23 protein-coding genes are annotated in these 23,225 nt (G+C 58.1%); 7 read left to right on the top strand and 16 right to left on the bottom strand.

Going from position 1 to position 23,225, the window contains the following annotated elements; translation table 11 throughout:
- Positions 1 to 6: 6 nt before the first annotated feature.
- The 5 genes from NR114_RS17040 to NR114_RS17060 form a co-directional block, all read right to left on the bottom strand.
- The gene (locus NR114_RS17040) at positions 7 to 669 is read right to left on the bottom strand and encodes a DedA family protein (protein ID WP_020827873.1); all 663 of its coding nucleotides are present in this window, start codon (positions 667 to 669) and stop codon (positions 7 to 9) included.
- A gap of 75 nt (positions 670 to 744) precedes the next feature.
- Positions 745 to 1,566 (bottom strand): tRNA pseudouridine(38-40) synthase TruA, encoded by an 822-nt coding sequence (truA, locus tag NR114_RS17045; RefSeq protein ID WP_020827874.1) that lies wholly within the window; start codon positions 1,564 to 1,566, stop codon positions 745 to 747.
- Entirely contained in the window at positions 1,566 to 2,576 is a 1,011-nt protein-coding gene (locus NR114_RS17050; protein ID WP_046373047.1) for an aspartate-semialdehyde dehydrogenase, read from the bottom strand. Before NR114_RS17050 ends, truA begins: the two co-directional genes overlap by 1 nt.
- An 89-nt stretch (positions 2,577 to 2,665) precedes the next feature.
- Positions 2,666 to 3,787, bottom strand: coding sequence for a 4-phosphoerythronate dehydrogenase PdxB (pdxB, locus tag NR114_RS17055; RefSeq protein ID WP_046373046.1), 1,122 nt, complete (start codon positions 3,785 to 3,787; stop codon positions 2,666 to 2,668).
- 177 nt (positions 3,788 to 3,964) lie between these two features.
- The gene (locus NR114_RS17060; protein WP_046373045.1) at positions 3,965 to 4,738 is read right to left on the bottom strand and encodes a helix-turn-helix transcriptional regulator; all 774 of its coding nucleotides are present in this window, start codon (positions 4,736 to 4,738) and stop codon (positions 3,965 to 3,967) included.
- A gap of 117 nt (positions 4,739 to 4,855) precedes the next feature.
- Between NR114_RS17060 and NR114_RS17065 the strand changes: the two genes are divergently transcribed.
- Positions 4,856 to 5,758, top strand: a complete 903-nt coding sequence (locus NR114_RS17065; protein ID WP_020827878.1) for a DMT family transporter — start codon at positions 4,856 to 4,858, stop codon at positions 5,756 to 5,758.
- Here the strand turns inward: NR114_RS17065 and NR114_RS17070 are convergent.
- The 3 genes from NR114_RS17070 to NR114_RS17080 all read right to left on the bottom strand — a co-directional run bounded on the left by NR114_RS17070 (position 5,755) and on the right by NR114_RS17080 (position 8,381).
- A complete protein-coding gene (locus NR114_RS17070) occupies positions 5,755 to 7,173 on the bottom strand; it encodes a sensor histidine kinase (RefSeq protein WP_020827879.1) in 1,419 nt (472 codons plus the stop codon). The two genes, NR114_RS17065 and NR114_RS17070, sit on opposite strands and share 4 nt — an antisense overlap.
- A complete protein-coding gene (gene tctD / locus NR114_RS17075; protein ID WP_020827880.1) occupies positions 7,160 to 7,834 on the bottom strand; it encodes a transcriptional regulator TctD in 675 nt (224 codons plus the stop codon). The genes NR114_RS17070 and tctD overlap by 14 nt, the downstream gene beginning before the upstream one ends.
- 220 nt (positions 7,835 to 8,054) lie before the next feature.
- Positions 8,055 to 8,381 (bottom strand): hypothetical protein, encoded by a 327-nt coding sequence (locus tag NR114_RS17080; RefSeq protein ID WP_046373043.1) that lies wholly within the window; start codon positions 8,379 to 8,381, stop codon positions 8,055 to 8,057.
- Positions 8,382 to 8,681: 300 nt separating this feature from the next.
- Between NR114_RS17080 and NR114_RS17085 the strand changes: the two genes are divergently transcribed.
- Genes NR114_RS17085 through NR114_RS17095 form a run of 3 tightly spaced genes read left to right on the top strand, consistent with a single transcriptional unit; the run spans position 8,682 to position 11,636 of the window.
- A complete protein-coding gene (locus NR114_RS17085; protein ID WP_020827882.1) occupies positions 8,682 to 9,662 on the top strand; it encodes a tripartite tricarboxylate transporter substrate binding protein in 981 nt (326 codons plus the stop codon).
- Positions 9,663 to 9,675: 13 nt separating this feature from the next.
- Entirely contained in the window at positions 9,676 to 10,107 is a 432-nt protein-coding gene (locus NR114_RS17090) for a tripartite tricarboxylate transporter TctB family protein (protein WP_046373041.1), read from the top strand.
- Between the two features lie 11 nt (positions 10,108 to 10,118).
- Complete coding sequence (locus NR114_RS17095; protein ID WP_020827884.1) at positions 10,119 to 11,636, top strand: tripartite tricarboxylate transporter permease; 1,518 nt, start codon at positions 10,119 to 10,121, stop codon at positions 11,634 to 11,636.
- Between the two features lie 35 nt (positions 11,637 to 11,671).
- On the opposite strand, the gene NR114_RS17100 is transcribed toward NR114_RS17095, so the two are convergent.
- Positions 11,672 to 12,301: a CatB-related O-acetyltransferase gene (locus tag NR114_RS17100; RefSeq protein ID WP_020827885.1), complete on the bottom strand. Its 630-nt coding sequence runs from the start codon at positions 12,299 to 12,301 to the stop codon at positions 11,672 to 11,674.
- A gap of 155 nt (positions 12,302 to 12,456) precedes the next feature.
- On the bottom strand, positions 12,457 to 13,452 hold the full coding sequence (locus NR114_RS17105) for a DMT family transporter (protein ID WP_256813469.1): 996 nt from the start codon (positions 13,450 to 13,452) through the stop codon (positions 12,457 to 12,459).
- Between the two features lie 169 nt (positions 13,453 to 13,621).
- Here NR114_RS17105 and NR114_RS17110 point away from each other — a divergent pair, with 169 nt between their 5' ends.
- Entirely contained in the window at positions 13,622 to 15,079 is a 1,458-nt protein-coding gene (locus NR114_RS17110) for a PLP-dependent aminotransferase family protein (protein WP_122080656.1), read from the top strand.
- 8 nt (positions 15,080 to 15,087) lie between these two features.
- Here the strand turns inward: NR114_RS17110 and NR114_RS17115 are convergent, their stop codons facing one another.
- The 4 genes from NR114_RS17115 to NR114_RS17130 are packed head-to-tail and all read right to left on the bottom strand — an operon-like array spanning position 15,088 to position 18,745.
- Positions 15,088 to 15,588, bottom strand: coding sequence for a protein disulfide oxidoreductase (locus NR114_RS17115; protein WP_020827888.1), 501 nt, complete (start codon positions 15,586 to 15,588; stop codon positions 15,088 to 15,090).
- Positions 15,581 to 16,297, bottom strand: a complete 717-nt coding sequence (locus NR114_RS17120) for a DsbA family protein (protein WP_256813468.1) — start codon at positions 16,295 to 16,297, stop codon at positions 15,581 to 15,583. The genes NR114_RS17115 and NR114_RS17120 overlap by 8 nt, the downstream gene beginning before the upstream one ends.
- The gene (locus NR114_RS17125) at positions 16,294 to 18,330 is read right to left on the bottom strand and encodes a protein-disulfide reductase DsbD (protein WP_256813467.1); all 2,037 of its coding nucleotides are present in this window, start codon (positions 18,328 to 18,330) and stop codon (positions 16,294 to 16,296) included. The genes NR114_RS17120 and NR114_RS17125 overlap by 4 nt, the downstream gene beginning before the upstream one ends.
- A 49-nt stretch (positions 18,331 to 18,379) precedes the next feature.
- Positions 18,380 to 18,745: a hypothetical protein gene (locus tag NR114_RS17130; protein ID WP_046373035.1), complete on the bottom strand. Its 366-nt coding sequence runs from the start codon at positions 18,743 to 18,745 to the stop codon at positions 18,380 to 18,382.
- A gap of 305 nt (positions 18,746 to 19,050) precedes the next feature.
- Between NR114_RS17130 and flk the strand changes: the two genes are divergently transcribed.
- The gene (gene flk, locus NR114_RS17135; RefSeq protein ID WP_046373034.1) at positions 19,051 to 20,079 is read left to right on the top strand and encodes a flagella biosynthesis regulator Flk; all 1,029 of its coding nucleotides are present in this window, start codon (positions 19,051 to 19,053) and stop codon (positions 20,077 to 20,079) included.
- Positions 20,080 to 20,174: 95 nt separating this feature from the next.
- Here flk and NR114_RS17140 read toward each other — a convergent pair whose 3' ends face one another.
- The gene (locus tag NR114_RS17140) at positions 20,175 to 20,630 is read right to left on the bottom strand and encodes a rhodanese-like domain-containing protein (RefSeq protein WP_129983429.1); all 456 of its coding nucleotides are present in this window, start codon (positions 20,628 to 20,630) and stop codon (positions 20,175 to 20,177) included.
- A gap of 93 nt (positions 20,631 to 20,723) precedes the next feature.
- Here NR114_RS17140 and NR114_RS17145 point away from each other — a divergent pair, with 93 nt between their 5' ends.
- Positions 20,724 to 22,157, top strand: a complete 1,434-nt coding sequence (locus NR114_RS17145) for a PLP-dependent aminotransferase family protein (RefSeq protein ID WP_372907087.1) — start codon at positions 20,724 to 20,726, stop codon at positions 22,155 to 22,157.
- 32 nt (positions 22,158 to 22,189) lie between these two features.
- On the opposite strand, the gene NR114_RS17150 is transcribed toward NR114_RS17145, so the two are convergent.
- Entirely contained in the window at positions 22,190 to 23,086 is an 897-nt protein-coding gene (locus NR114_RS17150; protein ID WP_020827894.1) for an endonuclease/exonuclease/phosphatase family protein, read from the bottom strand.
- Between the last annotated feature and the right edge of the window lie 139 nt (positions 23,087 to 23,225).

Here is a 23,225-nt window from a genome sequence, read left to right on the forward strand (position 1 = left end):
ATGTTTTTACTGTTTTTGCTGGCGAGCAGCCGCGCGCTTGTGGCGCCAAATTTCAATGATGCCCGGCAGAATTGAAACAATGATGATAGCCACGATCAACAGTTTCAGGTTTTCCTGCACGATCGGCAAGTCGCCGAAAAGGTAACCAGCATAGGTGAACAGCAGCACCCAAACCAATGCGCCAATCACGTTGTAGGCAGCGAAATGGCGATAGGACATATGCCCCATACCGGCGACGAACGGCGCAAAAGTACGCACGATCGGCACAAATCGCGCCAGAATGATCGTCTTCCCGCCGTGTTTTTCATAAAACTGGTGGGTTTTATCCAGGTAGCTGCGGCGGAAGATTTTCGAATTCGGGTTACTGAACAGCTTTTCCCCGAACAACCGCCCAATAGTGTAGTTCACCGCATCCCCGAGTATCGCCGCGCCGATCATCAACGCCACCATGGTGTGCACATTCAGATCGTTGGTCGGCAATGCCGCCAGCGCCCCTGCAACAAACAGCAGAGAATCCCCCGGCAGGAAAGGCGTCACCACCAGGCCGGTTTCGCAAAACAGGATCAGGAACAAAATACCGTACACCCACATACCGTATTGCGCCACCAGCTCGGCCAGATGCACGTCAATATGCAGAATAAAATCAATCACAAACTTGATGATGTCCATAGGTTCTCTCTTTGACCGGGTGTCTCACCCACCCGGCAGGTACACAAGGGAGCAACGCGTCAGTCGCGCCGGCGTTTAATCGTCGGGTAAAAACAGTGGCCCCATCGGTGGCCGGGGTAAAGCAAAGTGCTCAGGATAATCAACGCTCACCAGGTATAACCCTTCGGCCCGCGCCGTAGCCGCAGCCAGATTGCGATCCTTCAGCGCCAGCAACTCGGCCATCCAGTTCTCGTCCTGATTGCCGCAGCCAATTTCCATCAGGCTACCGACAATGTTGCGAACCATATGATGCACAAAGGCATTCGCCTTGATATCTACCACAATATATTCACCGTGGCGCGTAACCTTAACGTGTTTTACGTTACGCCAGGGAGTACGCGACTGGCATTGCACGGCGCGAAACGACGTAAAGTCGTTTTCGCCCAGCAGCGCCTGCGCCGCCCTTTCCATCCGGTCGGCATCCAGCGGGTGATAAAAATGGGTCATCCCCTGCTGCAATACCGCTGGGCGGTAGCGGTGATTATAAATAATGTAGCGGTAACGGCGCGCGGTGGCGCTGAAACGCGCATGGAAATCTTCAGGCACGCCGGTTACCCAGCGCACGGCGATATCCGGCGGCAGATGGGTGTTGACCCCCATCGTCCAGGCGGCGTCCTTGCGCTGCGCGGTGGTTTCAAAATGCACCACCTGACCGGTAGCGTGCACTCCGGCGTCGGTACGTCCGGCGCACAGCACGTTGATCGGCGCATTGGCCACCTTGCTCAAGGCCTGTTCCAGACAGGCCTGCACGCTGGCCACTTCCTGCTGACGCTGCCAGCCATAATAACGGCTGCCGTCATATTCAATCCCCAGCGCGATTTTCAGTGTCGGCTGGGTGGGCAAAACAACCTCTGACATCAGTACATCTGCTCCTGCACCAGACGCTCTGCGGTTTCGATAGCCATCAGCGCGCCACCGAAGCGTACGTTGTCGGCGACCGACCAGAACTGCAGAATTTCAGGAATGCCGTAGTCATTGCGCAAGCAGCCCAGGCTCAGCGCATCGCTGCCGGAAGCTTCAGTGACCTGAGTCGGATAGTCGTCTTCTTCGCTCAGTTGGATATCGTCTACCTGCTCCAGCTCGCTGCGCGCTTCTTCCGCAGAAATTGGGCGCAGCGCTTCCAGATGCACCACCTGTGCATGGCCGTAAAACACCGGCGACTGCACGCAGCTCACCGAGATCGGCAGCCCTTCGTCCTGCAGCACTTTACGCACCTGGTCGACGATCAACCGTTCTTCGCGCACGCTGCCCTGCTCGTCGGTCATCAACGGCAGCAGGTTGAACGCCAGCTGCTTGGCAAACACGCCCGGCTCGGCCGGAATGCCGTTCAGCAGGCGCGCACTCTGACCGGCCAAATCGTCTACCGCCACTTTTCCGCGGGCGGAGACCGACATCAGGGTGGTGACGTGCAGACGGGAAAGCCCGGCCTGTTCGGTCAAAGGTTTGATGGCCGTCAGCAGTTGGCTGACCATGCTGTCGGCCACGGCGACGATATTACGATTACGGTAATCCGCCAGCACCTGCGGGTTAACCCCCGGTACCACCAGCGGAACGTCCGGCTCCAGCGCAAACAGGCCACTGGTGTCGATCACCAGGCAGCCCATATTGCCGGCTTCTTCCGCATAGCGGGCCGAGGCTTCGCTACCGGCGACGAAGAACGCCAATTGGGCCTGTGACCAGTCGAATTCTTCCGCTTTTTGCACCAGAACCGATTTGCCATTGAAGCGCACCGTGGCACCGGCACTGCGTTCGCTGGCCAAAGGATAGAGTTCGCCCACCGGGAACTGGCGTTCCTGTAACAATTCCAGCAACGCTTCACCTACCGCGCCAGTGGCGCCAAGCAGAGCGATATTCCAGCCGTCAGACATTGGGTTTCTCCAGAGTATTTTTCAAATGCAGATGGGCGACTGATTCGCCGCCCTGATAACAAAATTAGTCACTGTGGCTTAAGAAAGCCTTACGCGATCGAAAAGCCCAGCTTGTGCAGCAGCTCCGCACTGGCGCTATCATCACACTGGACGCGTAATGAAGACCATTCACGGCGCTCCTGATAATGTTTGCGCAGACGATCAAACTCGCCCGGTTGCCCGGCCACTTTACGCAGCGGCGCGTCGTCGCGGCGCACATCATACACCAAGTGCATCAATCGTTTTAATTTGCCTTCGTCCAGTGGCCCATTGAGCTGGATCTGACTGAACTCGGGCACCGGCAACAATGAGGCCAGTTCGATCTGCTGCGGCTGTCCCAGGTGGCGGCTGAAGGCCTCGAAGACCTGCGTCGTGCCGCGCGCCTTGCCCTCCAGCGTGTAACCGGCGATATGCGCGGTACCGATATCGACCCGCGCTAGCAGCGGCAGAGACAGCTCCGGCTCCGGTTCCCACACGTCCAGCACCGTGCTCAGCTTTTTGCCTTTTTCCAGCGCCTGCAACAGCGCCGCGTTGTCGACTACCGGACCGCGGCAAGCGTTGATCAGAATGCGATTGTCCGGCAGTGCCGCCAGCAGTTCGGCATCCGCCAGGTGCAATGAATGATAAGGGCCGGATTTATTGAGCGGCGTATGGAAGGTCAGCACGTCAGCTTCCGCCACCAGCTTCTCCAATGGCCAGAACTCGCCGCTGTCACCACGATCGGCACGCGGCGGATCGCACAGTAAGGTACGCACGCCCAGGGCTTTCAAACGGGCATCCAGCCGTGAACCTACGTTGCCGACGCCGATAATGCCGACGGTTTTATCGCGCAGGTGAAAACCGTCACGCTCAGCCAGCAACATCAGCGCGGAGAAGACATATTCCACCACGGCAATGGCGTTACACCCCGGTGCCGCAGAAAAACCTATGCCCTGCTGTTGCAGCCAGGCGTCGTCTACGTGATCGGTGCCGGCTGTCGCGGTGCCGACAAAACCAATGCGGGTGCCGGCCAGCAGCGCTTCATTCACTTTGGTCACCGAGCGCACCATCAACGCATCGGCATCCGCCAACGCATCACTCGGAATTGGGCGGCCAGGCACGGCCTGTACGTTCCCCAAGCGACTGAACAATTCAGTCGCGTACGGCATATTTTCATCAACCAGGATTTTCACTTGTTGCTCCGACGGTTTACGGCTATTTATACCCAAAATAATTGGCGCTGCATCAAGGCGGTAAGAGCAGGAGTCCCCAGAAGCTTACTCAAATAAGTGACTGGGGTGAGTGCTCGCAGCCAACGCAGAGGCGGCGTCAAGTATGAAGAGTGATCTGGGAAATAGTGTGCCACTGAATCATGCCCGGCGAAAGCGCTCGGGGGTGGTGCCGGCGATTTGCTGAAACATGACGATAAACGCCGACGCAGAGCTATAGCCCACTTCCAGCGCAACCTCTTGTACGGTTTTACCCTGCTCCAACAGCGAAACGGCATGCAAAAAACGCAGGCGCTGACGCCATTCGCTAAACGACATCCCCAAGTCCTGCTGGCAGCGGCGCGACAGCGTGCGTTCAGTGGTGTAGACCCGAGTGGCCCAGATGGCGAGCGAGGTATTGTCCGACGGACAGTGCTCCAGGGCTTCCAACACCGGTGCCAAAAATTTGTCTTCGGAGGTCGGCAGATAAGTTTGCTGCACCGGTGAGATATGCAGTTGGTCGATCAACGCGCGGCACAGGCGTAAATCCTGTTTGCTTTGCGGGATGTATTGTTTGCGAGCGTAAAAATCTTCGGCAATGGCGCGGAAAATCGGGGTCACGCTGACCAGACAAGGTTCTTCCGGCAAACCGGCGCACAGCGGCAGCGCAATATCCACCATGCGACACTGCGCCAAGCGCTGGTTATAGCAGGAGTGTTCAATCTCCGCTGGCGCCCACAACACAAATTCCGGCGGTGCCAAAAAGCGCTGGCCGCCGATACGCAGCACCATGACGCCAGCTTTTACCCACATCAACTGTCCCCAGCTGTGGCGATGTGGCTGGAACTCGGTACGAGCATTGAACTCTTCGCAGCGGAACTGCACCGGCCGCGGCGCCGGGATCAAGGCTTCTGGGAAATGGCGGATTTCTGGCATGGTTTCGCCCCGTTACTTGTCTTGTTTGGCAGAAAATTTGTCTGGATATCACTATATATAATAAACCGGACACGAGTAAACTAGCCAGCATGTTAGTCGTTAATGAGAATAATTATCATGAATATGCTCTTCCCTTTGCTGGCGGTTCTGATTTGGTCAATCAACGCCGTGGTCAGCAAACTCTCGGCCACCGCTATCGATCCGGCCGCGATCTCCTTCTACCGCTGGTTGCTGGCGCTGATCACCCTTACGCCGTTCGTACTGCCCGGCGTGATCCGCCACTGGTCGGCGATACGCGCCAACTGGTGGAAATTGCTGGTCCTCGGCATGCTGGGCATGGTGCTGTATCAGAGTCTGGCCTATTACGCGGCGCACAGCGTCAGCGCGCTGTTTATGGGCATTATTGTCTCGCTGATCCCATTACTGACCATTCTGATCAGCATCGTGCTGTTGCGCGTCGCTCCCACGGTAGGTATTGCCATCGGCAGCCTGTTGTCTTTGGGCGGCTTGATCTGGCTGGTGAGTGCCGGTAACCCGGGTGAGTTGCTGCAGCACGGCATCGGCAAGGGGGAATTGATGATGTTCGCCGCCACCGCCTCTTATGCGCTGTACGGCGTGCTGACCAAACGCTGGGCGATTGCCCTGCCGAACTGGCAGTCGTTGTATGTGCAGATCCTGTTCGGCGTGGTGTTGTTACTGCCGAACTTCCTGATGGCACAAGACGTGTCTCTGACCAGCCAAAACATCCCGCTGGTGCTGTTTGCCGGCATTCCGGCCTCGATTGTCGCACCTTATCTGTGGATCCACGGCGTTATGCGTCTGGGGGCCAATACCGCGTCGATTTTTATGAACCTGGCACCGGTATTTACCGCCATCATTGCGGTGCTGTTCCTGCATGAACATCTGCACAGCTACCATCTGATCGGCGGCGGCATTACCCTGCTGGGCGTGATCCTGTCGCAGCGTCTGCGCACGCCGCTGGGGCGCAAGGCCAAACAAGCCGCGGAATGTCAGAGCTAAGATAACAATTGAAAACGCACCCGCACCAGCAGGCCACCCAGCGTGGCCGAGGTCAACAGCTCCGGGCGGGTGCCGTGATAACGGGTGATATCGCTGACCAGCGCCAGCCCTAACCCGGCACCGGGTTGATCACCCACGTTATCCAACCGATGAAACGGCTGCAGCGCCTGCGCGGTATCCTGTTGGGCAATGCCCGGGCCGCTGTCTTCAATTTCCAATATTCCCTCCCCGGCCTGCTTGTCCAGGGTTAAACGTGCGGTGACCGTGCCCTGATGCGGCGTATATTTCAGTGCGTTATCCAGCAAGTTGGCGCACAGTTCGGTTAGCAACAGCGTTTCTCCGCCGACCCAACAAACCGATTCTCCCTCGTACCCCAAATCGATGCGCTTGCTGCGAGCCTGGGGTAAACGTGAAAAACAGGCATCGCGCAGCACCTGCGCCAGGTTTACCGGCTGCAGTTGGCGATCGGCGTGATGCTCATGAGCTTTGAGCCGTGAGAGATAGAGCAAGCGATCGGTCAGCGCCACGGTGTTATCCAGCGTTGCGCTCATGGCCAGCAAGCTTTCCCGCCACTGCTCCGGCTTATCGCTGGCCAGCGCCACCCCCACCTGGGTTTTCAATACGGTTAACGGCGTGCGCAGCTGATGTGAAGCGTCGGCGCTAAAACGTTCCTGTCGTGCGACCATCACCCGCAGCCGTTCAATATAGCGGTTGAATGCCAGCAACAGCGGCTGCATTTCCGACCAGGGCAACACCATCGGCAACGGCGTCAGCTCACCCGGGTCACGCCGCAGCATAATGCCGGAAAGCTTGCGCATCGGCTTAAGCACCCGCTTGAGCAGCGCAAAGGCCAGGATCATGGTCAGTACCACCACGGTTCCCTGGCTGAGCAAAGCGGAAAGCATCATCTGCCTTGCCAGATAGCGGCGCGACTCCAGGGTTTCCGCCACCAGAATGGTGGCCATGCCCATCACTCCGGATTCGTTGACCGGCTGGTACAGGGCAGCGACGCGGATCGGGCGACCGCGATATTCGGCGTCATAGAAATGCACCAGCGCCGGGTACAGGCTTGAGCGTAAAATATGCGGCGGCATCGTCGGCAGATCGTCATAGCCGGAGATACTTACGCCCTGCGGGGAGATCACTTCGTAGTAGAGCTGATCGTTCATGTTGCGCTCAAAGCTGTCGAGCACCACGTAGGGCACATCCGCCTCAAGCCGGCCATTTCGCACCACCAACCGTTCCGCCACGGTACGCGCTGACGCCAGCAACGTACGATCGTAAGCCAGCGTAGCGGCATTCATCGCGCTGAAGTAGTGGGTATAAATCGAGATACCGCCTAACACCAGCAGCGGCAGGCCAAAAAACAACAGCAGTTGATAAAACAGCGATTGCGGCGCGTTAAACCACCTCATTGCAAAGCTCCAGGCTGTAGCCCAGACCGCGCAGAGTGATAATCGCCACGTTGCTGCCCTGCAGTTTTTTTCGCAGCCGGTGGACATAGAGTTCGATGCTTTCCGGATTGGCCTCGTCGGCCAAAGTAAACACCTGTTCAAACAACTGCTGTTTGGCCACCGGCCGACCACGGCGGTGGATCAACGCGGTCAGCACCGCCAGTTCACGCGGCGTCAATTGCAGAGGTTTGTCGTCCAGCTGAAAATAGCCTTCATCGTGATAGGTCAGCGCACCGTATTGCAGCGCCTGCTGGGTCACGCCAACGCTGCGGCGCAGCAACGCCCGAATGCGCGCCTCCAACTCATCCAGTTCGAAAGGCTTGGTGAGATAATCGTCGGCCCCCAGGTTCAACCCTTTAACCCGATCGGCGACGTCGGTTCTGGCCGTCAGCAACAGCACCGGTAAATCCTGCCCTCGCTTGCGCAGACGGGCCAGCAGATCCAGCCCGTTCAGCCGCGGTAACGCCACGTCCAGCACCACCAGCGCATAGGATTCGTTTAACAACAAATGATCGGCCGCCAGCCCGTCCGGCGCGACGTCGACGGCAAAACCGACGCCGGTTAACGCCTTTTGCAGCCAGTGGGATAACTCGGGATGATCCTCAACCAATAACAGACGCATGTTTCCATTCCATTGATTTTTCTATGCCCGCAGGCCGAATACTGAGCGATAGCGCCAGCATCCGACTTATTGTCAATTAACATCTTTATAACAGCAGGATGGCACGGAAGACGCAGTGATAGAAGGGTTGCCCCCATTCAGTTTTGGGAGCTGGAACACAATTGCGACACGGAATAAACCCTGAGCCGCCGGCAACAGGGCTAATTCGTTTATCCAGCCACTACATTTCGAATTCGCAGTCAGCCAGAGCGATATCAAATACCGGTTTCAATTTGGTGGGGGTAAACGGTGGAGACACCAGTACCAAACGATTGTTGGTGGAGAAAACCAGATCTATGCCAGTAACACAGGCGGTCATGTAGCTAGTGTATTTTTCGCCTTTGCCATTTGAAAAATGCAGTTCAAAAACGCCGATATCTGCACGCAGGCGCTTCAGTCGGCAATGGCCTTCTTCCCCAACAGCCTCGGCATAAGCCGCGGGCAACATCTTGATGGCACTTACTTTATTGCTGTCCTTGCTGCCGAATAACTTCCCTAATGAAAACATAATACCGCACCTTCATACATTTTATTTTTCGGCATTTTATCGCAAGAAAGAACGACCAAAACTGACATTACGCAGGCTTTCAGCAGGTTTTACGGGCTGTTATTCCCCTGTCGTATGTGTTAGCCGGCGGGCAATCAGGACGATGGTCAGTCGTGTAATTCTCGCTAACAGGAGACACGTATCACATCCCGGAAACTTTTCCCTCGGTTGAAAGGTAAATGAAAGGTTGTTGATTTAACAATCCAGCAACCCGTATCGGCGGGGATCCACACCGACTGAAAAAATACCTTGGGGAAAGCAATGAAAAAAATAATCACCCGCACACTGACCGCTACCGCTCTGCTGCTGGCCACCCATCAGGCTTTTGCCCTGGAAGCGCCGAAACGCACCGAATGTATCGCTCCTGCCAAGCCTGGCGGGGGATTTGACCTGACCTGCAAGCTGATCCAGGTCTCGTTGCAAGAAACTAAAGCCATCGACAAACCGATGCGCGTGACCTATATGCCTGGCGGCGTCGGCGCGGTGGCTTACAACGCCATCGTGGCTCAGCGCCCGGCGGAATTCGGCACGGTAGTCGCCTTCTCCGGCGGCTCGCTGCTGAATCTGTCACAGGGAAAATTCGGCCGTTACAACGTCGATGACGTCAAATGGTTGGCCGCTGTCGGCACCGACTACGGCATGATCGCCGTGCGTGCCGACTCACCGTACAAAACCCTGAAAGACCTGATGAACGCCTTCCAAAAAGATCCCAACAGCGTGGTGTTCGGCGCAGGCGCTTCTATCGGTAGCCAGGATTGGATGAAAACCGCCCTGCTGGCGCGCGAAGTCGGCGTCGATCCCCACAAGATGCGTTACGTGGCGTTCGAAGGCGGCGGCGAGCCGGTTACTGCTCTGCTCGGCAACCACATCCAGGCAGTTTCCGGCGATCTGAGCGAAATGGTGCCTTACCTGCAGGGCGACAAAATTCGCGTGCTGGCGGTGTATTCCGAACAGCGCCTGCCGGGTCAGTTAGCCGATGTTCCGACCGCCAAAGAGCAAGGGTTCAATCTGGTCTGGCCGATCATTCGCGGCTTCTACGTTGGCCCGAAGGTCACGGAAGAGGAGTACCAGTGGTGGCTCGATACCTTCAAGAAAATGATGGCGACCGAGGAATTCAAGCAACAGCGCGATCTGCGTGGCCTGTTTGAATTCGACCTGACCGGCAAAGAATTGGACGCCTACGTGAAAAACCAGGTCAATCAGTACCGCGAACAGGCCAAAGTTTTCGGTCTGGCAAAATAACCGGGGGCATACCATGAGCGATCGCATTTTTGCCGGATTCTGGCTGCTGCTGTGCATCGGCGGCCTGTTTATCGGCTGGGGTATCCAGAGTGAATACAGCTATGAACCACTGGGTCCGCGGCCCTTCCCACTGGCTATCCTCAGCCTGATGGCGCTGTGTGCGGCACTGCTGCTGTTGAACAAACCGCAGGCCGTTGAATGGCCGCATAACAAGGTGATGCAACGTCTGCTGGTGCTGGTGATCACGCTGGTGCTGTACGCCTGGGGCTTCGAGTGGCTGGGCTTTCCGCTGGCAACCGCACTGCTGACCTTCAGCATTGGCCTGCTGTTCCAGGCCAGCCTGATAGCGGCGTTGGTGTCTGGCGCGATCATGGGCGTTTCGCTCTATTACGCCTTTGACCGCTTACTTGATGTGACACTGCCACTCGGCGTTTGGCTGAGCTAACGGGGGCGATGATGGAAACCTGGATGTATTTGTCTCAAGGGTTCGAGGTGGCGCTGGTGCCCCAGAACCTGATTATCGCCCTGATCGGCTGCTTCGTCGGCACCATTGTCGGCCTGCTGCCGGGTCTGGGGCCGATCAACGGCGTGGCGATCCTGCTGCCGCTGGCGTTTGCCCTCAAATTACCAGCCGAGTCGGCACTGATCCTGCTGGCGACGGTGTATATCGGCTGCGAGTACGGCGGCCGCATCTCCTCGATATTGCTCAACGTACCGGGAGACGCCGCTGCGATCATGACCGCACTGGACGGTTACCCCATGGCACAACAAGGCCGTGCCGGCGTCGCGCTGTCGATTTCGGCGGTCAGCTCCTTTGTCGGTTCGATGATTGCCATCGGCGGGATCATTCTGTTTGCCCCGCTGCTGGCCCGTTGGTCACTGGCATTTGGTCCGGCAGAATATTTCGCCCTGATGGTGTTCGCTATCGCCTGTCTGGGCAGCATGATGAGCCAAAACCCGCTGAAATCGCTGCTGGCGGCACTGATTGGTCTGGGGCTGGCGACGGTCGGGGTGGACGCCAACACCGGCGTTTATCGTTTCACCTTCGACAGCGTCCACCTCTCCGATGGCGTGCAATTTATCGTGGTGGTGATTGGCCTGTTCTCGGTCAGTGAAATCTTGCTGATGCTCGAAAGCACCAGCGCTGGGCAAAAACTGGTGCGTAAGACCGGCCGCCTGCTGTTTAACCGTAAAGAGGCCGCCGAGTGCGTGGGCCCCACGCTGCGTTCTTCGGTGATCGGTTTCTTCGTCGGCATTCTGCCGGGTGCCGGGGCCACCATCGCCAGCGCCCTGACTTACATGACCGAAAAGAAAATCAGCGGCAACAGTGAAACCTTCGGCAAAGGGGATATCCGCGGCGTCGCTGCGCCCGAAGCGGCCAATAACGCCTCGGCCTGCGGTTCGTTCATTCCGATGCTGACGCTGGGCGTACCGGGTTCCGGCACCACCGCGGTAATGATGGGAGCACTGACGCTGTACAACATCACGCCAGGTCCGGCAATGTTCACCGAACAGCCGGATATTGTCTGGGGGCTGATTGCCGCGCTGCTGATTGCCAACGTGATCCTGCTGATCATGAACCTGCCGTTGGTGGGCCTGTTTACCCGCATGCTGACCATCCCTTTGTGGTTCCTGGTACCGGCGATTGCCGCGGTGTCGGCGGTCGGCGTTTACGCGGTGCACAGTACCACCTTTGACCTGCTATTGATGGTTGGGCTGGGGGTGTTTGGTTACATACTGAGGAAGATGCACTTCCCGATGTCACCGCTGATCCTGGGCTTCGTTCTGGGAGAAATGCTGGAGCAAAACCTGCGCCGCGCGCTGTCGATCAGCAACGGTGAGTTCAGCATCCTGTGGGGTAGTGGCATCGCGCAAACGCTGCTGGTGCTGGCGGTATCCGTGCTGGTGCTACCGCTGCTGTTGCGCAGAATACGCAAACGCCGCCTGACGGCGGAAGCGGCCAAGGCCGAATAAGTAAAAGGGCGGAGTATTAACTCCGCCCTTTTCATTTAACGTTTAATTTCGCTTATCGCCCGTTCAAGGGCCGCAATATCGTCATTGGCCAGCAAAGGCTGCACCTGAGAAAAATCCTCAGCCGACAGATCATAAATGCGCAAAGCGAGTAACCTGGCTACGATCTGCGGAGCAAAGCGCAGTCTTATTGGTCGCGCCGGATTGCCCCCCACCAGGGTGTAAGGCTCAACATCCTTCGTCACAACGCTGCCGGCGGCGACTATCGCTCCTTCCCCAATCGTCACGCCCGGCATCAGCATCGCCCGCATGCCTATCCAGCAGCCGTCCCCCAACCGGGTATCGCCCTTCGGCTGATAGGAAGCCAGAATGCTTTCCATCATCGGATACAGGCAGAACCAATCGGCACGATGGGTATGGTTGCCCCCCATCAGGATCACCGCCTCGGCGGCAATGCAGACATAATCGCCGATCAGCAATTGGTCTATCGTTCCTAGCGGCTGCCACTGTTGGCTGACCTCGTCTCCGTGCAAATAACGCACCACGGAGCGCTCAAAGCCGTCATCCAGGTAGTCGCTGTAATAGCTGTGAGTCCCTTTGACGATAATATTGGGGTTGGTCACCGTTTGGTGTAACAGTTCTGTTTTTGACCAGTGTTTTTCAGTCATGGCGCTTTCTCTATATTCATTGCAAGAGCCACAGCCAAATGTCTGTGGCAGTGTTTTTTGGTCGTAAAACACTGCCGCTTTAAGCGATTAACGCCCGTTTTAATCTTGGGTTATTGGTCATTGTTGCCTCCACATCCGGCCCTAATGTTAACAAATCACGTCGCAGCCGTCTTGCTCTTCAGCATCAGCACCCCGCCCATCACCAACGCACTGCCCAGCAGCTGTAACTGATTCATACTTTCCCCCAGCAGGAAGTAAGCGATCGCTGCCGTGAACACCAGTTCCAGCGACAAAATCAGGTTTGCCACCGCCAGCGGCAAGGTTTTCAAACTGATGTTGTACAGGCCGAACCCCAACAGCGTTGGGCCGGCAGCCAGGGTCAGCAGCAACCACCAGCCCCCCCACTCGATACCCTGAACGCCCTGCGACAGGAACCACAATGACCCCGTCATGCCGTGGAACGCTTCCAGCGGGTAAAAGGTCAGCGCGGCATTGAACAACCACTGATAGACCGCCGAAAAGCCGAACACGTACAGGATGGTGTTCCACACCGGGTAACGCCGTTCGGTCGCGACCCGCCCGCCCAGCGTATAGAGGGTGTATCCGATGCCGGACAGCATGCCCACCACCAGCCCCAACAGGTTAAAATGGCTGTTGCCCATGCTGTCGCCGTTGCTGACCAGAAAACAGCCGCCCAGGCTGACTACAATCACCACCAACTGGCGCAGGCTAAGGCGCTCGCTGTACATCATCCAGCCGAGAAACACGGTAAAACCGACCGAGCAGTAGGTCAGGATAGTCGCCACCGACGCACCGTTCAGCGCCACCGACAGCGTCCACAGGCTGTTGAACACTGCCAGCAGCAGACCATAGCAGGCATAAAAGGGGATCTGCGCGCGCTGTAAACGCGCCCATTCGGGTTTGAACAGCAGCAGTACCGGCAACAGCACCAGAGCAACCAGCGCCGCGCGCCAAAAAGCCAGCACAAAGGTCGGCAGGTGATAATACTCCGTCAGCACGCGGATAATAATGGCGGTAAAGGCCAGCAACATGGCGCTGATGATAGCAATCACATACCCCTGACTGCTGCCCTGTAAAATGTGCGCCCCCGGGAAAACCGGCCTGGCTGAGATACCCGATGGTAATGACATGACACCCTCAAAAAACGGCAATAGTGGACTCAGGCGAGATTCTAACGCCGCGTAACTTTACCGCCAGAGCCACTTTCCCCCGATGTTATATAGGCCACTTTTATACTCTTGAAGCCCTGTAACTATGGGGTATAGTAAAAAACATCACCGTCAACCGGGCCAATTTTGCATGCATATTCCCTTAGACCGTCAGCAAAACATTCCTTTATATCTGCAAATTGAGGAAGCGCTGCGGCGGGCGATCCTCAGCGGCGCATTTGTCGACGGCGATAAGCTGCCCTCCACGCGCACGCTTGCCGCCAAGCTGGCGGTCAGCCGGTTGACGGTGGAAAACGCCTATGCCGAACTGGCGGCAAAAGGTTTTTTGCACCAGCGGCGCGGCAGCGGTGCCTATGTCTTGCACCCGCTGATCCAGCCAGCCCAGCCACGCCCAACAAGCGATGCGCCCTTCCCGGCGGAGCGTTTCACTACCCTGACCTCTCGGCTGGATGGCTACCCCGATACGCCGTTGCCGGACAACATCATCAACTTTGCCGCCGGCGTCGGCAGCCCGAAAGTCTTTCCGCAGGAGGAGTTCCGCAAGATATTGCTGTCGGTACTCAGCCGCCATGCGGAAGAAGCCTTCAGCTATGGCGAATACTGCGGCTATTACCCGCTGCGCGATACCCTGGGGCGGATCCTCACCGCTCAGGGTATTCCGACCCATGCAGAGCAACTGCTGATCACCAACGGTTCGCAACACGCCATCAGCCTGATAGTGCAAAGCCTGCTGGAGCCGGGCGACACGGTGATTGTCGAACAACCGACCTACGCCGAAGCGCTGGGGCTGCTGCGCCAGCACCGCATCAATATCGTCACCGTCGCCAGCGACCGGCACGGCATGTTGGTTGAACAGCTGCCCGCACTGATCGAAAAACACCAACCGAAGTTGATTTACACCATTCCCAATTTTCATAACCCCACCGGCCGCTGCATGAGTGAAGCGCGCCGTCGACGCCTGCTGGCACTGGCCCAGCAGGCCGGTGTAGTGATATTGGAAGACGATTTTGTCGGCGATCTGCGCTACAACGGCAAACAGCTGCCGTCGCTGCGATCGCTGGCGCAGCCGGGGGCGGTGATTTACGTCAGTACCTTTTCAAAAATGCTGCTGCCCAGCATGCGCATCGGTTACCTGGTGGCGGACAGCGAACACTATCAGCGACTGGCTCGTCTGAAACACGTCGACAGTTTTACCAGCTCCAACCTGATCCAACGGGCACTGGACGCATTCGTCACTATCGGTCGTTACGACAAGCAACTGCGGCGCGCCGGGCGGTTATATCGCCAGCACAGAGACGTGATGGTGGCAGCCTTGCAGCAGCAACTGCCGCCCGGCTGTCAGTTTGAAACGCCGGAGGGTGGACTGTTTATCTGGCTGACGCTGCCTGCCGCCGTCAGCACCGAGGCACTGATGCCGCTGGCCTGGCGACACGGCGTAACCTTTGCGCGAGGGGAGTGCTTTTATGCCGAAGAACAGCAAGGCGCACATGGCCTGCGATTGAATTTCGCCGCCAATACGCCGCCGCAGATAGAGGAAGGTATCGCCCGACTGTGCCGGGCGATTAATGAGGTCATCACTTCAGAATAGGCCGCGGTTCAGAGGCCGGCCCACCATAGCCGCAGCTTCATTCCCCAATAGCTGGTCCAGCCGGTGGTGCTTTGCACCACCTTGCCCTGGGAAATGACCACCAAGGTGGGCGTGACGCCGATCTGCCACTGCGCCGACAGCTCGCCACGGGGATCGTTAACCACCGGCAACGTCACACGCTTGCCCGCCAGCCACTGTTCCACCTGACGATCGTCGCCGGAACGCAGCGCCACGGTCAATACGTTGCCGCCCTCGCCGACCAGTCTGGCAACATACGGCGTGGTAAACCGGCAAACCCCGCACCAGCTGGCCCAGAAATAAACCAGCAGCGGCTTGTCCTGGCTGAGCTGCGCCAGCGAGACTTGTTCACCGTTCAACGTCGTCAACGGTTGCGAATCGAACGCCGCCGGTGGCTGCGGCGCGCGTAACCAGTCCATTCCGAACGCAACCGCCAGCACAATCAGCAACAGGATCAGCAGTTCGCGGCCCCAACGCCGCAGCTTAGCCATTGTTAACCTTCGCAAGCTGTTGTTTCACTACCGCCTCCAGATCCTCATACGACACCGCGCCAGGCAGCATTTGATCGCCGATCAGGGTGGCCGGCGTTCCTTGTACTCCAAGCTGCTCCGCCAATGCCATATTGGTGCGCAAGGTGGTCATGCTCTGTTCGCTTGGTGCAACGGCTTTAACCCCGGTTTTCTGCTGTGCGGCAGCGATGCTGGCCGTGTCATGGAAGCCTTTTTTCGCCATCAACCGCTGATGCAGCGCCCAGAATTGGTCCGGGTGTTGCTGCCAGGTCGTCAGCGCCACGCGTGCAGAACTGACGGAGCTCTCTCCTTTGAACGGCAGCAGTTTTACCACCAGCGCCACATCAGGATACTGTTTGACGATTTTTTCCAGCATCGGGTCAAAACGCTTGCAGTATGGGCAGTTGTAATCGGTAAAGGCCACCAGCGTCAGTTTGGCGTTGGCCGCTCCCAAACGTGGGCTGGCCGGATCTTCGTATAGGGTTTTGGCGTTTTGCTTGATCGCCTGGCTGATTTGCTGACCAGCGGTCTGTTGCTGCCAGGCATCCACCGCCTGCGCCAGAATATCCGGGTTCGACACCAGCGTTTCGCGGATCAGCTCTTTAATCCGCACTTCTTGTTCCGGGGTAAAAGGAGCCACAGCCCAGACCGGAGTAACCATCAGCATCAGTAACATCAGTAATTTTTTCATTGTGAATTTCCTTTGGCGGCGGACAGGGTTTGCAAGACGGCATCGCGGGTCAACAGCGGGGATAACACCACGCCATCAGGGCTGCCGGGGCCATAAATCTGGTTAAAAGGCACGGCAACGCTGCCGCGTTTTTGCAGGAAAGCGCTAATCTCGGCCGAAGGACGGCTCCAGTCTCCTCGCAGGGCGACGACGTCGCCGGCGCTCAGCGCTTTCTGCACGTCATCACGCAACAGCACGTTGAATTTGTTGGCTTTACAGGTTACGCACCAGTCTGCGGTGACGTCGACAAACACCCGTTTGTTCTGAGCGAGTGCCTGGGCGATCGCCTGTTCACTTAGCGGTTGCCAGGTGACATTGTCGTGCAGCGGCTGACGCCACAGCCCGGCGGTCAGCGAACCGGCCAATAACACCACGCCGACCAGCACCAGCGTGCCGGCCGCCAGCTTGGCCGCCAGACGAACCCCATGTTGCCAGCCTACCGCCAACAACAAGGCCAACAGTGCGATACCGCCCAATGCCAGCGTCGGCAAGGTGCCAATATGATTGACCATCAGGCTCAGCAGCCACAGTGAAGAAGCCAGCATCAGCAACCCCATGGCCCACCGTAAAGTGTTCATCCAACGCCCCGGACGCGGCAGGCGCAGCGCTAAAGCAGGCCATGCGGCGATCAGCAGCCAGGGCAGGCTCATGCCGATACCCAAGGCGACAAACATGCCCCACAGCACCGGCAGCGGCGCAGCCAGTGCAAAGGCCACGGCAGTGCCCAGGAAGGGAGCCGAACAGGGCGTCGCCAGCAAGGTGGCAAATGCGCCCTGCCAGAAATGCCCGCTCAGGCCACGGCCGTTATGGGTCGCCAATTTGGTATTAAGGGAGGAGGACAGCTGCAAATGGAACAGGCCAAACAGGTTGGCGCTGAACAGGAACGTCACCAGCACCATAAAGCCGATAAACCACGGGTTTTGGAACTGAATGCCCCAGCCCAGCGCCTGATTGCTCAAGCGCAGCAGCGTCATCAGCAACGCCAGCGCCATAAAGGACGCCACAATGCCAAACGAGGACGCAAGGAACTGCAGCCGAATGCTGTGGCGGTCGCGCTGCTCCACCTGCAAAATCGATCCCAGTTTGATGCCCAGAACCGGCAGCACACAGGGCATCAGGTTGAGGATCAGGCCTCCCGCCAACGCCATTAGCACCGCTTGCCACAGCGAGAAACTGGCGGCGCTCGGCAGCGTCAGCGGCCCGCCAATCGGCAGCGTCACCTGCTGTGCCATGCCACCGTCGCCGATTACCAACGTCAGGGTTTTACCGCGCAGATCCGGGGCGCTGTCACCCCAGCCATCGCTGACCGGTACCCGCGCGGTCATCAGTGAACCTTCGCTACTGACCCGTGGCTTGCCGAGGTCTGCGTCCTCCAAGGTGTCGAAGAACAGCTCCGGCCGTTGCCAACCGGCGGCTCGCTCGGCGCTGATCTGTAATTCGCCATTGAGATAACCGGCCTTGATGCTCTCCACCAGGCCCTCGGCGATCGGCACCTGGCCCATCGCCTGGGTAAAGTCATGGTCAAACTGCGCGTCAGACGGCGCAGCAAGATCCAGACTGAACGGATAGTCGGTCAAAATACAGACGTTGCTGCAGGTGGACAGCGTCAGCGTCCCCGCCAACTGGCGCGGTGCCGTTCCTTTCATCACCATCGGCAGCTCTACCCGATCGTGGTAGCCCTGCGTGGAAATGCCGGCCACCTCAAAACGCTGCGGCGTCGGCCAATACCAGGTCACCGGAGGCGGATTGCCTTGCCAGGTTATTGCCGGCGCAATGCCGCCTTCCCCCGGCGAACGCCAGTAGGTTTTCCAGCCTTTTTGCAGCTCAATAGCCAACAGCAGCCGGGTTTCTCCTGGCTGCGAGGTGTCAGCGCGGAGTCGCACCTTGGCATGATCGTTGGTCGGGCTTTGCAACCAGCCGCTGTCCGCCGCCTGCAAAGCGGGCAGCCACAGCATTAACAGGCAGACAAACGTCGACCTGATGATATTCAACATGTTTTTTCTCCATAAATAAGACAATCACCAAAACAAACGGGCGATTAACTCATTCACGGAAGACGCATAATCGGAGATGCACCCTAAGGGTGGGAGGGGAAATCACTCTGGGAGGAGGAATGCGCAAGCGCGCAGCCACGGTAGGCGCCAACAGCGCCAGCAGCAGGCCAAGCCCGAGCAGCACGGTTTCAAACATCACCGGCGGTGAGGCCAATAAGGATTTAGCGCTCAGTTCACAGGGGGTAGGTTGCAGTTCGGCGGCATCGTCGCCGGCGGATGGCGCAGCGCTGGCAGCAGGAATCCCCATCGCTTGCTGCAACGCATGCAGGCTTGCCATGCGCTGAGTCATGCAGGTCAGCACCACCAGGCAAGCCAGGCATAAAAACCATTTCGCAATCCGCTGCTGTTTAACCATGCCGCCCTCAATTCCAAGTCTGCGCTTATCTTAGCGGCGCAGGCGCGTTTAGCAATGTTTTGCCTGTAAAGAAATGTCTTACGACGGTATTGATGGCGGGCATTTACGGGTATCATAGGCGCACACCTGCGCTTTTCGCCGGGTACGACGATTATTCTTTCCCCAAAGTCATGGGTGTTGCGGCAAGGCGGCAAGCAAGCGAGTCTCGATGAGCTTACTCAGGTAAGTGTTTCGAGTGAGATTGCGCAGACCACACCGCGGCAACGCCAGCTAAACTGGGGGATACACAGCGAAGGACAGGTGATATGCAACCTTTGAGTGGACCGGGCACCCCGATCGCCAGCGATCGTCCTTCAACCCCGGGCAAAACCACCCCCACAGACGATAGCCCGCTCTCCCCGGCGCAGCGTACGACGCTGGAGAAGCTGGTGGTCAAAATCATGGCGCTAAGCCCGGCCAAATCCGCAGAGATTTGGGTCACGCTGCGTCACGATCTGCAGACAGACAACAGCAGTGAATTGCTGGCGCGTCATTTTCAGCCGGCCGAGCAACTGCTGCAAAACCGTCTGACGCAGGTACAGCAAAACCATGCCAGTCGCCAACTGATGCAGCAGCTTACCGAACTGTTGCCGCAGGGCAATAACCGCCAGGCGGTGAGTGATTTCATTCGCCAGCAGTTTGGCCACACGGTACTGAGCCAGTTGAGCCACTCGCAGTTGCAGCAGGTACTGAATCTGTTACAGACCGGCAGCCTGACGATCCCTCACCCGCAGCAAACTGCCACCAGCGATCGCCCGCTGCTGCCTGCCGAGCATCAAAGCCTGCAGCAGCAGGTCACCAAGCTCAGTGCCGCCACCGGCGAGTCGCCGGCCAAGATCTGGCAAACGCTGTTTGATCTGACCGGGGTTAAAACCAACGATCCGCTGCCGGCGCGCCACTTCCAACTGCTGAACCAGTTTTTGCAGGTGAAGGTCGCGCTGAGTCCACAAACCGCGCCGACGCTGAACAACCTGCTCGCCGTACTCAAACAGCCGGCGGATGCGCAGGAGCAGCAGCAGTTGAATGACTACTGCCAGTCCCGCTTCAACTGCAATGCCAGCGCCCCCTTGACCCACCCGCAGATGAGCGACGTCATCAACCAGCTATTTGCACGTCGTCTGGAAAAAGCCGGTCATGCTCAGCCGATCATCGGCAACGCTACCGAGCCGCAACCGCTGCTCAATCCGCTGATTGCCGCCCTGCCCCAGCCGCTACAAAAAGCGCTGAGCAAACCGGCGGTGACGCTTATCCTGTTCATTTTGGTGCTAGCTCTGGTATTGGCGCTGGTGTTTTAACGCTTTCCCTTCCCAAACGATTTCTGGCCTGTGGATGCCCTGTCCAGGGCCAGACTCGAATGCTGATGTTAACTTCGCGGTAACTCCGGCCAACGTCAGGCGCAGCCACAGTCCTCTCCACTGGCACTTCCCACCAGCGAGCCCGGCTGTTCACCGGTGGCCAGGGGATGACCATCACGTATCCAGAAGTCCAATCCACCAATCAGCTCTTTCACCCGCAGCCCCTGTTGAGCCAGTTTGTAAGCCCCTTTGGTCGAACCGTTGCAGCCGATGCCATCACAATAAGTGACGTAAACCTTGTCGCGATCCAGATGCGCCGTGCCCGCCTCGTCCATCAACCGGTGCGGCAAACTGATAGCGCCGGGAATATGCCCGGCCGCATAGAGCGCCTCTGCACGGGTATCGATCACCAGGATCTCACTGACCCCGTTGCGCAGATCCTCCGCCACGTCCCACGCATCCGCGTAATAACTCAGCTTTGCGGCCAGATAATCCAGGCTCTGGGCCGCGCTGCCCGGTGGAAAAGCCAAAACCAATGAAGATACCGCCATGTAATTCACTCCTGTAGAGAAAGACTGATGACAATATTGCCTGATTTTGGTCTTATGCTTGATACCCATTTTTGCCCATGGATAAGTCCCATTATGGCTAACGCATTGCCCACTCTGTTTCATCAACCGGAACACGCCGGTGGCACCTTGCGTGAACGCGTCTGCAGCACGCTGCGCCGGGCTATTCATCATGGGGCTCTTGGCCCTGGGCAACGCTTGCCCTCATCGCGGGTCCTGGCTGAAGATTTGGGCGTCTCGCGCGTAACCACCGAAGCAGCCTATGCCCAGTTGGAAGCCGAAGGCTATCTGCAGCGCCGCGTTGGTCAAGGCACCTTCGTGGCGATCAACATCGTCAAGTCACCACCCGCCGCCAAAGTCAGCGGCGAACCCCGCCTTTCACAACGCGGCACGCAGATCGCGCAAACCGGTGGCTGCCACGATCCATTGCAGCCTCTGCCCTTCGCTGCCGGTTCGCCTGATTTACGTGCTTTCCCACTAAAACTGTGGAAACAGCTCACCGCTCAACAACTGCGTCTGCGTGGGGAAGCTCTGATGCGCTATGGCGATCCTCAGGGCTACTTTCCGCTACGCGAAGCCATTGCCGGCTATATCAGCCAGACGCGCGGCGTTAACTGCGATGCGCAGCAGGTCGTGGTGCTGACCAGTTCGCAGCAGGCCCTGCAGCTGATTGCCACCCTGCTGTTGGATAGCGGTGACAAGGTGTGGATGGAAGACCCCGGTTATCGCGGTGCCAGAAACGCCTTTAGCAGCGTCGGAGCCGAACTTGTCCCGGTCAAGGTGGACGACGCCGGACTGATGCCCGATGAACACCTGCCTGCACCTCGACTGATTTACCTGACGCCCTCGCATCAATACCCCACCGGCGTAGCACTCAGCCTGCCACGCAGGCTCGAGCTGCTGGCGCTGGCACAACGGCAGCGGGCCTGGATTATTGAAGATGATTACGACAGCGAGTTTCACTATGACGGCCAGCCGATGCCGGCGATGCAGGGATTGGATCGGCACGGCAACGTGCTTTATCTGGGCACCTTTTCCAAGGTGCTGTTTCCTTCCCTGCGGCTGGCTTATTTGGTGTTGCCACCGGCGTTAGTGGAGCCTTTTACCACCGCACGCACGGTATACGACGGCCACAGCGCCCAATTGATGCAGGCGGTGACCGCCGAATTTATCCAGCAGGGGCACTTTGCCGCCCATATCCGCTATATGCGCCAGCTGTACCGCAGCCGACGTGACCTGTTACTGGTGGAGGTGCAGGAAAAGCTTGGGCATTTCGCCACCCCGCAACCGGCAGGGGGCGGCTTGCAGCTCAGCGTTTGGCTGCCGCCCGGGCAGGAGAGCGCCCTGACTCAGCAGGCGCAACGCCTGGGCATAGTCACGCCCGGATTGACGGCACAGTACCAAACCCCGAGCCTGCGGCGCGACGGCTGGCTGCTGGGCTTTTCCGCCCTGACACCGGGCGAGATCCGCGCCGCCGTCGAGCGGTTGACGCGGATCTCGCCTGCTTGACCTTGCGGGGCGCTTGGCGGCCCCGAGTCAGGTTATTGCTCGGTCAACCGCAGCTCGGCCACCAACGGCAGGTGATCGCTGACTGCCGGCCAGTGAATGCCGTTCCAGTCGCCGCTGGCGTTCGGCACCGTCAGGCTGTCCAGATGCCAGCGCTGGGCATTGCCGCTAAAGATATAATCGACCTTGATTTCGGCGTTTTCCGCCGGCCAGCTGCGGCCATCCTGCTGCTTGGGCATGATATCGTTCCAATAGCGGCTCAACTCAGTCCAGGTGACGCTGCCCGGTACGTCGTTCATATCGCCGAACAACAGCTTGATACCGCGCATTTCAATCGTGCGGTCATTCAGTTCGCGCACCTGATCCAGCCGCATCGCCGGATCTTCCTTGGTATCCAGATGGGTATTGATCAGGGTAATCGGCGCCGGGAACTCGGGCACGTCGGTCTGGGCGCTGAATGCAATTCGCTGTTCGCGCTGACCGGAAGGCAACGGGTAAATTTTGCTGTCATGCAGCGGGTATTTCGATAGGAACGCCAGCCCATATTCGCCGCCGTCAAAATCAATCGCGCGGCCGAACGCGACGTGCATACCGGTCAGTTTGGCCAGTTCCTCCGCCTGATCGAGCTTGCCGCTGCGGCCGGTCAGTTTGTCCACCTCCTGCAGCGCCACCACATCGACATTCATCGCCTTGATCGCTTTGGCGATTGCGGTCATGTCGCTGACCTTGCCGGCGGCGATATTGAAGCTGGCTACGCGGATCTTCGGTGCCTGCTCCAGGCTATAGGTTTTGTTTTTCAGACCGCCAAGCGCACTGGCTACTTCACGGCTATTGGCGTTGCTGTTGGCATGGCCACCATCGGTGGATGACCAGGCCGTATGCGATATTCCCAGGGATAACAAAGTGATAAGTAAAGCATGACGTGAGCGCATGTATTCTCCTTTAACGATCCTATTATTTGGGGGCACCCGTTCCCCCACAGCTAACAACGATTTTGCCGCAGTTACCCGAGACTATTTCCTAGTTGTGCCGCTATTTTTTTATTCTGCGCGGCATCTCGCATTCCGGCAG

Origin of the sequence: Serratia sp. Ser99 (genome assembly GCF_024519545.1) — a bacterium.
GTDB classification, from domain to species: domain Bacteria; phylum Pseudomonadota; class Gammaproteobacteria; order Enterobacterales; family Enterobacteriaceae; genus Serratia; species Serratia liquefaciens.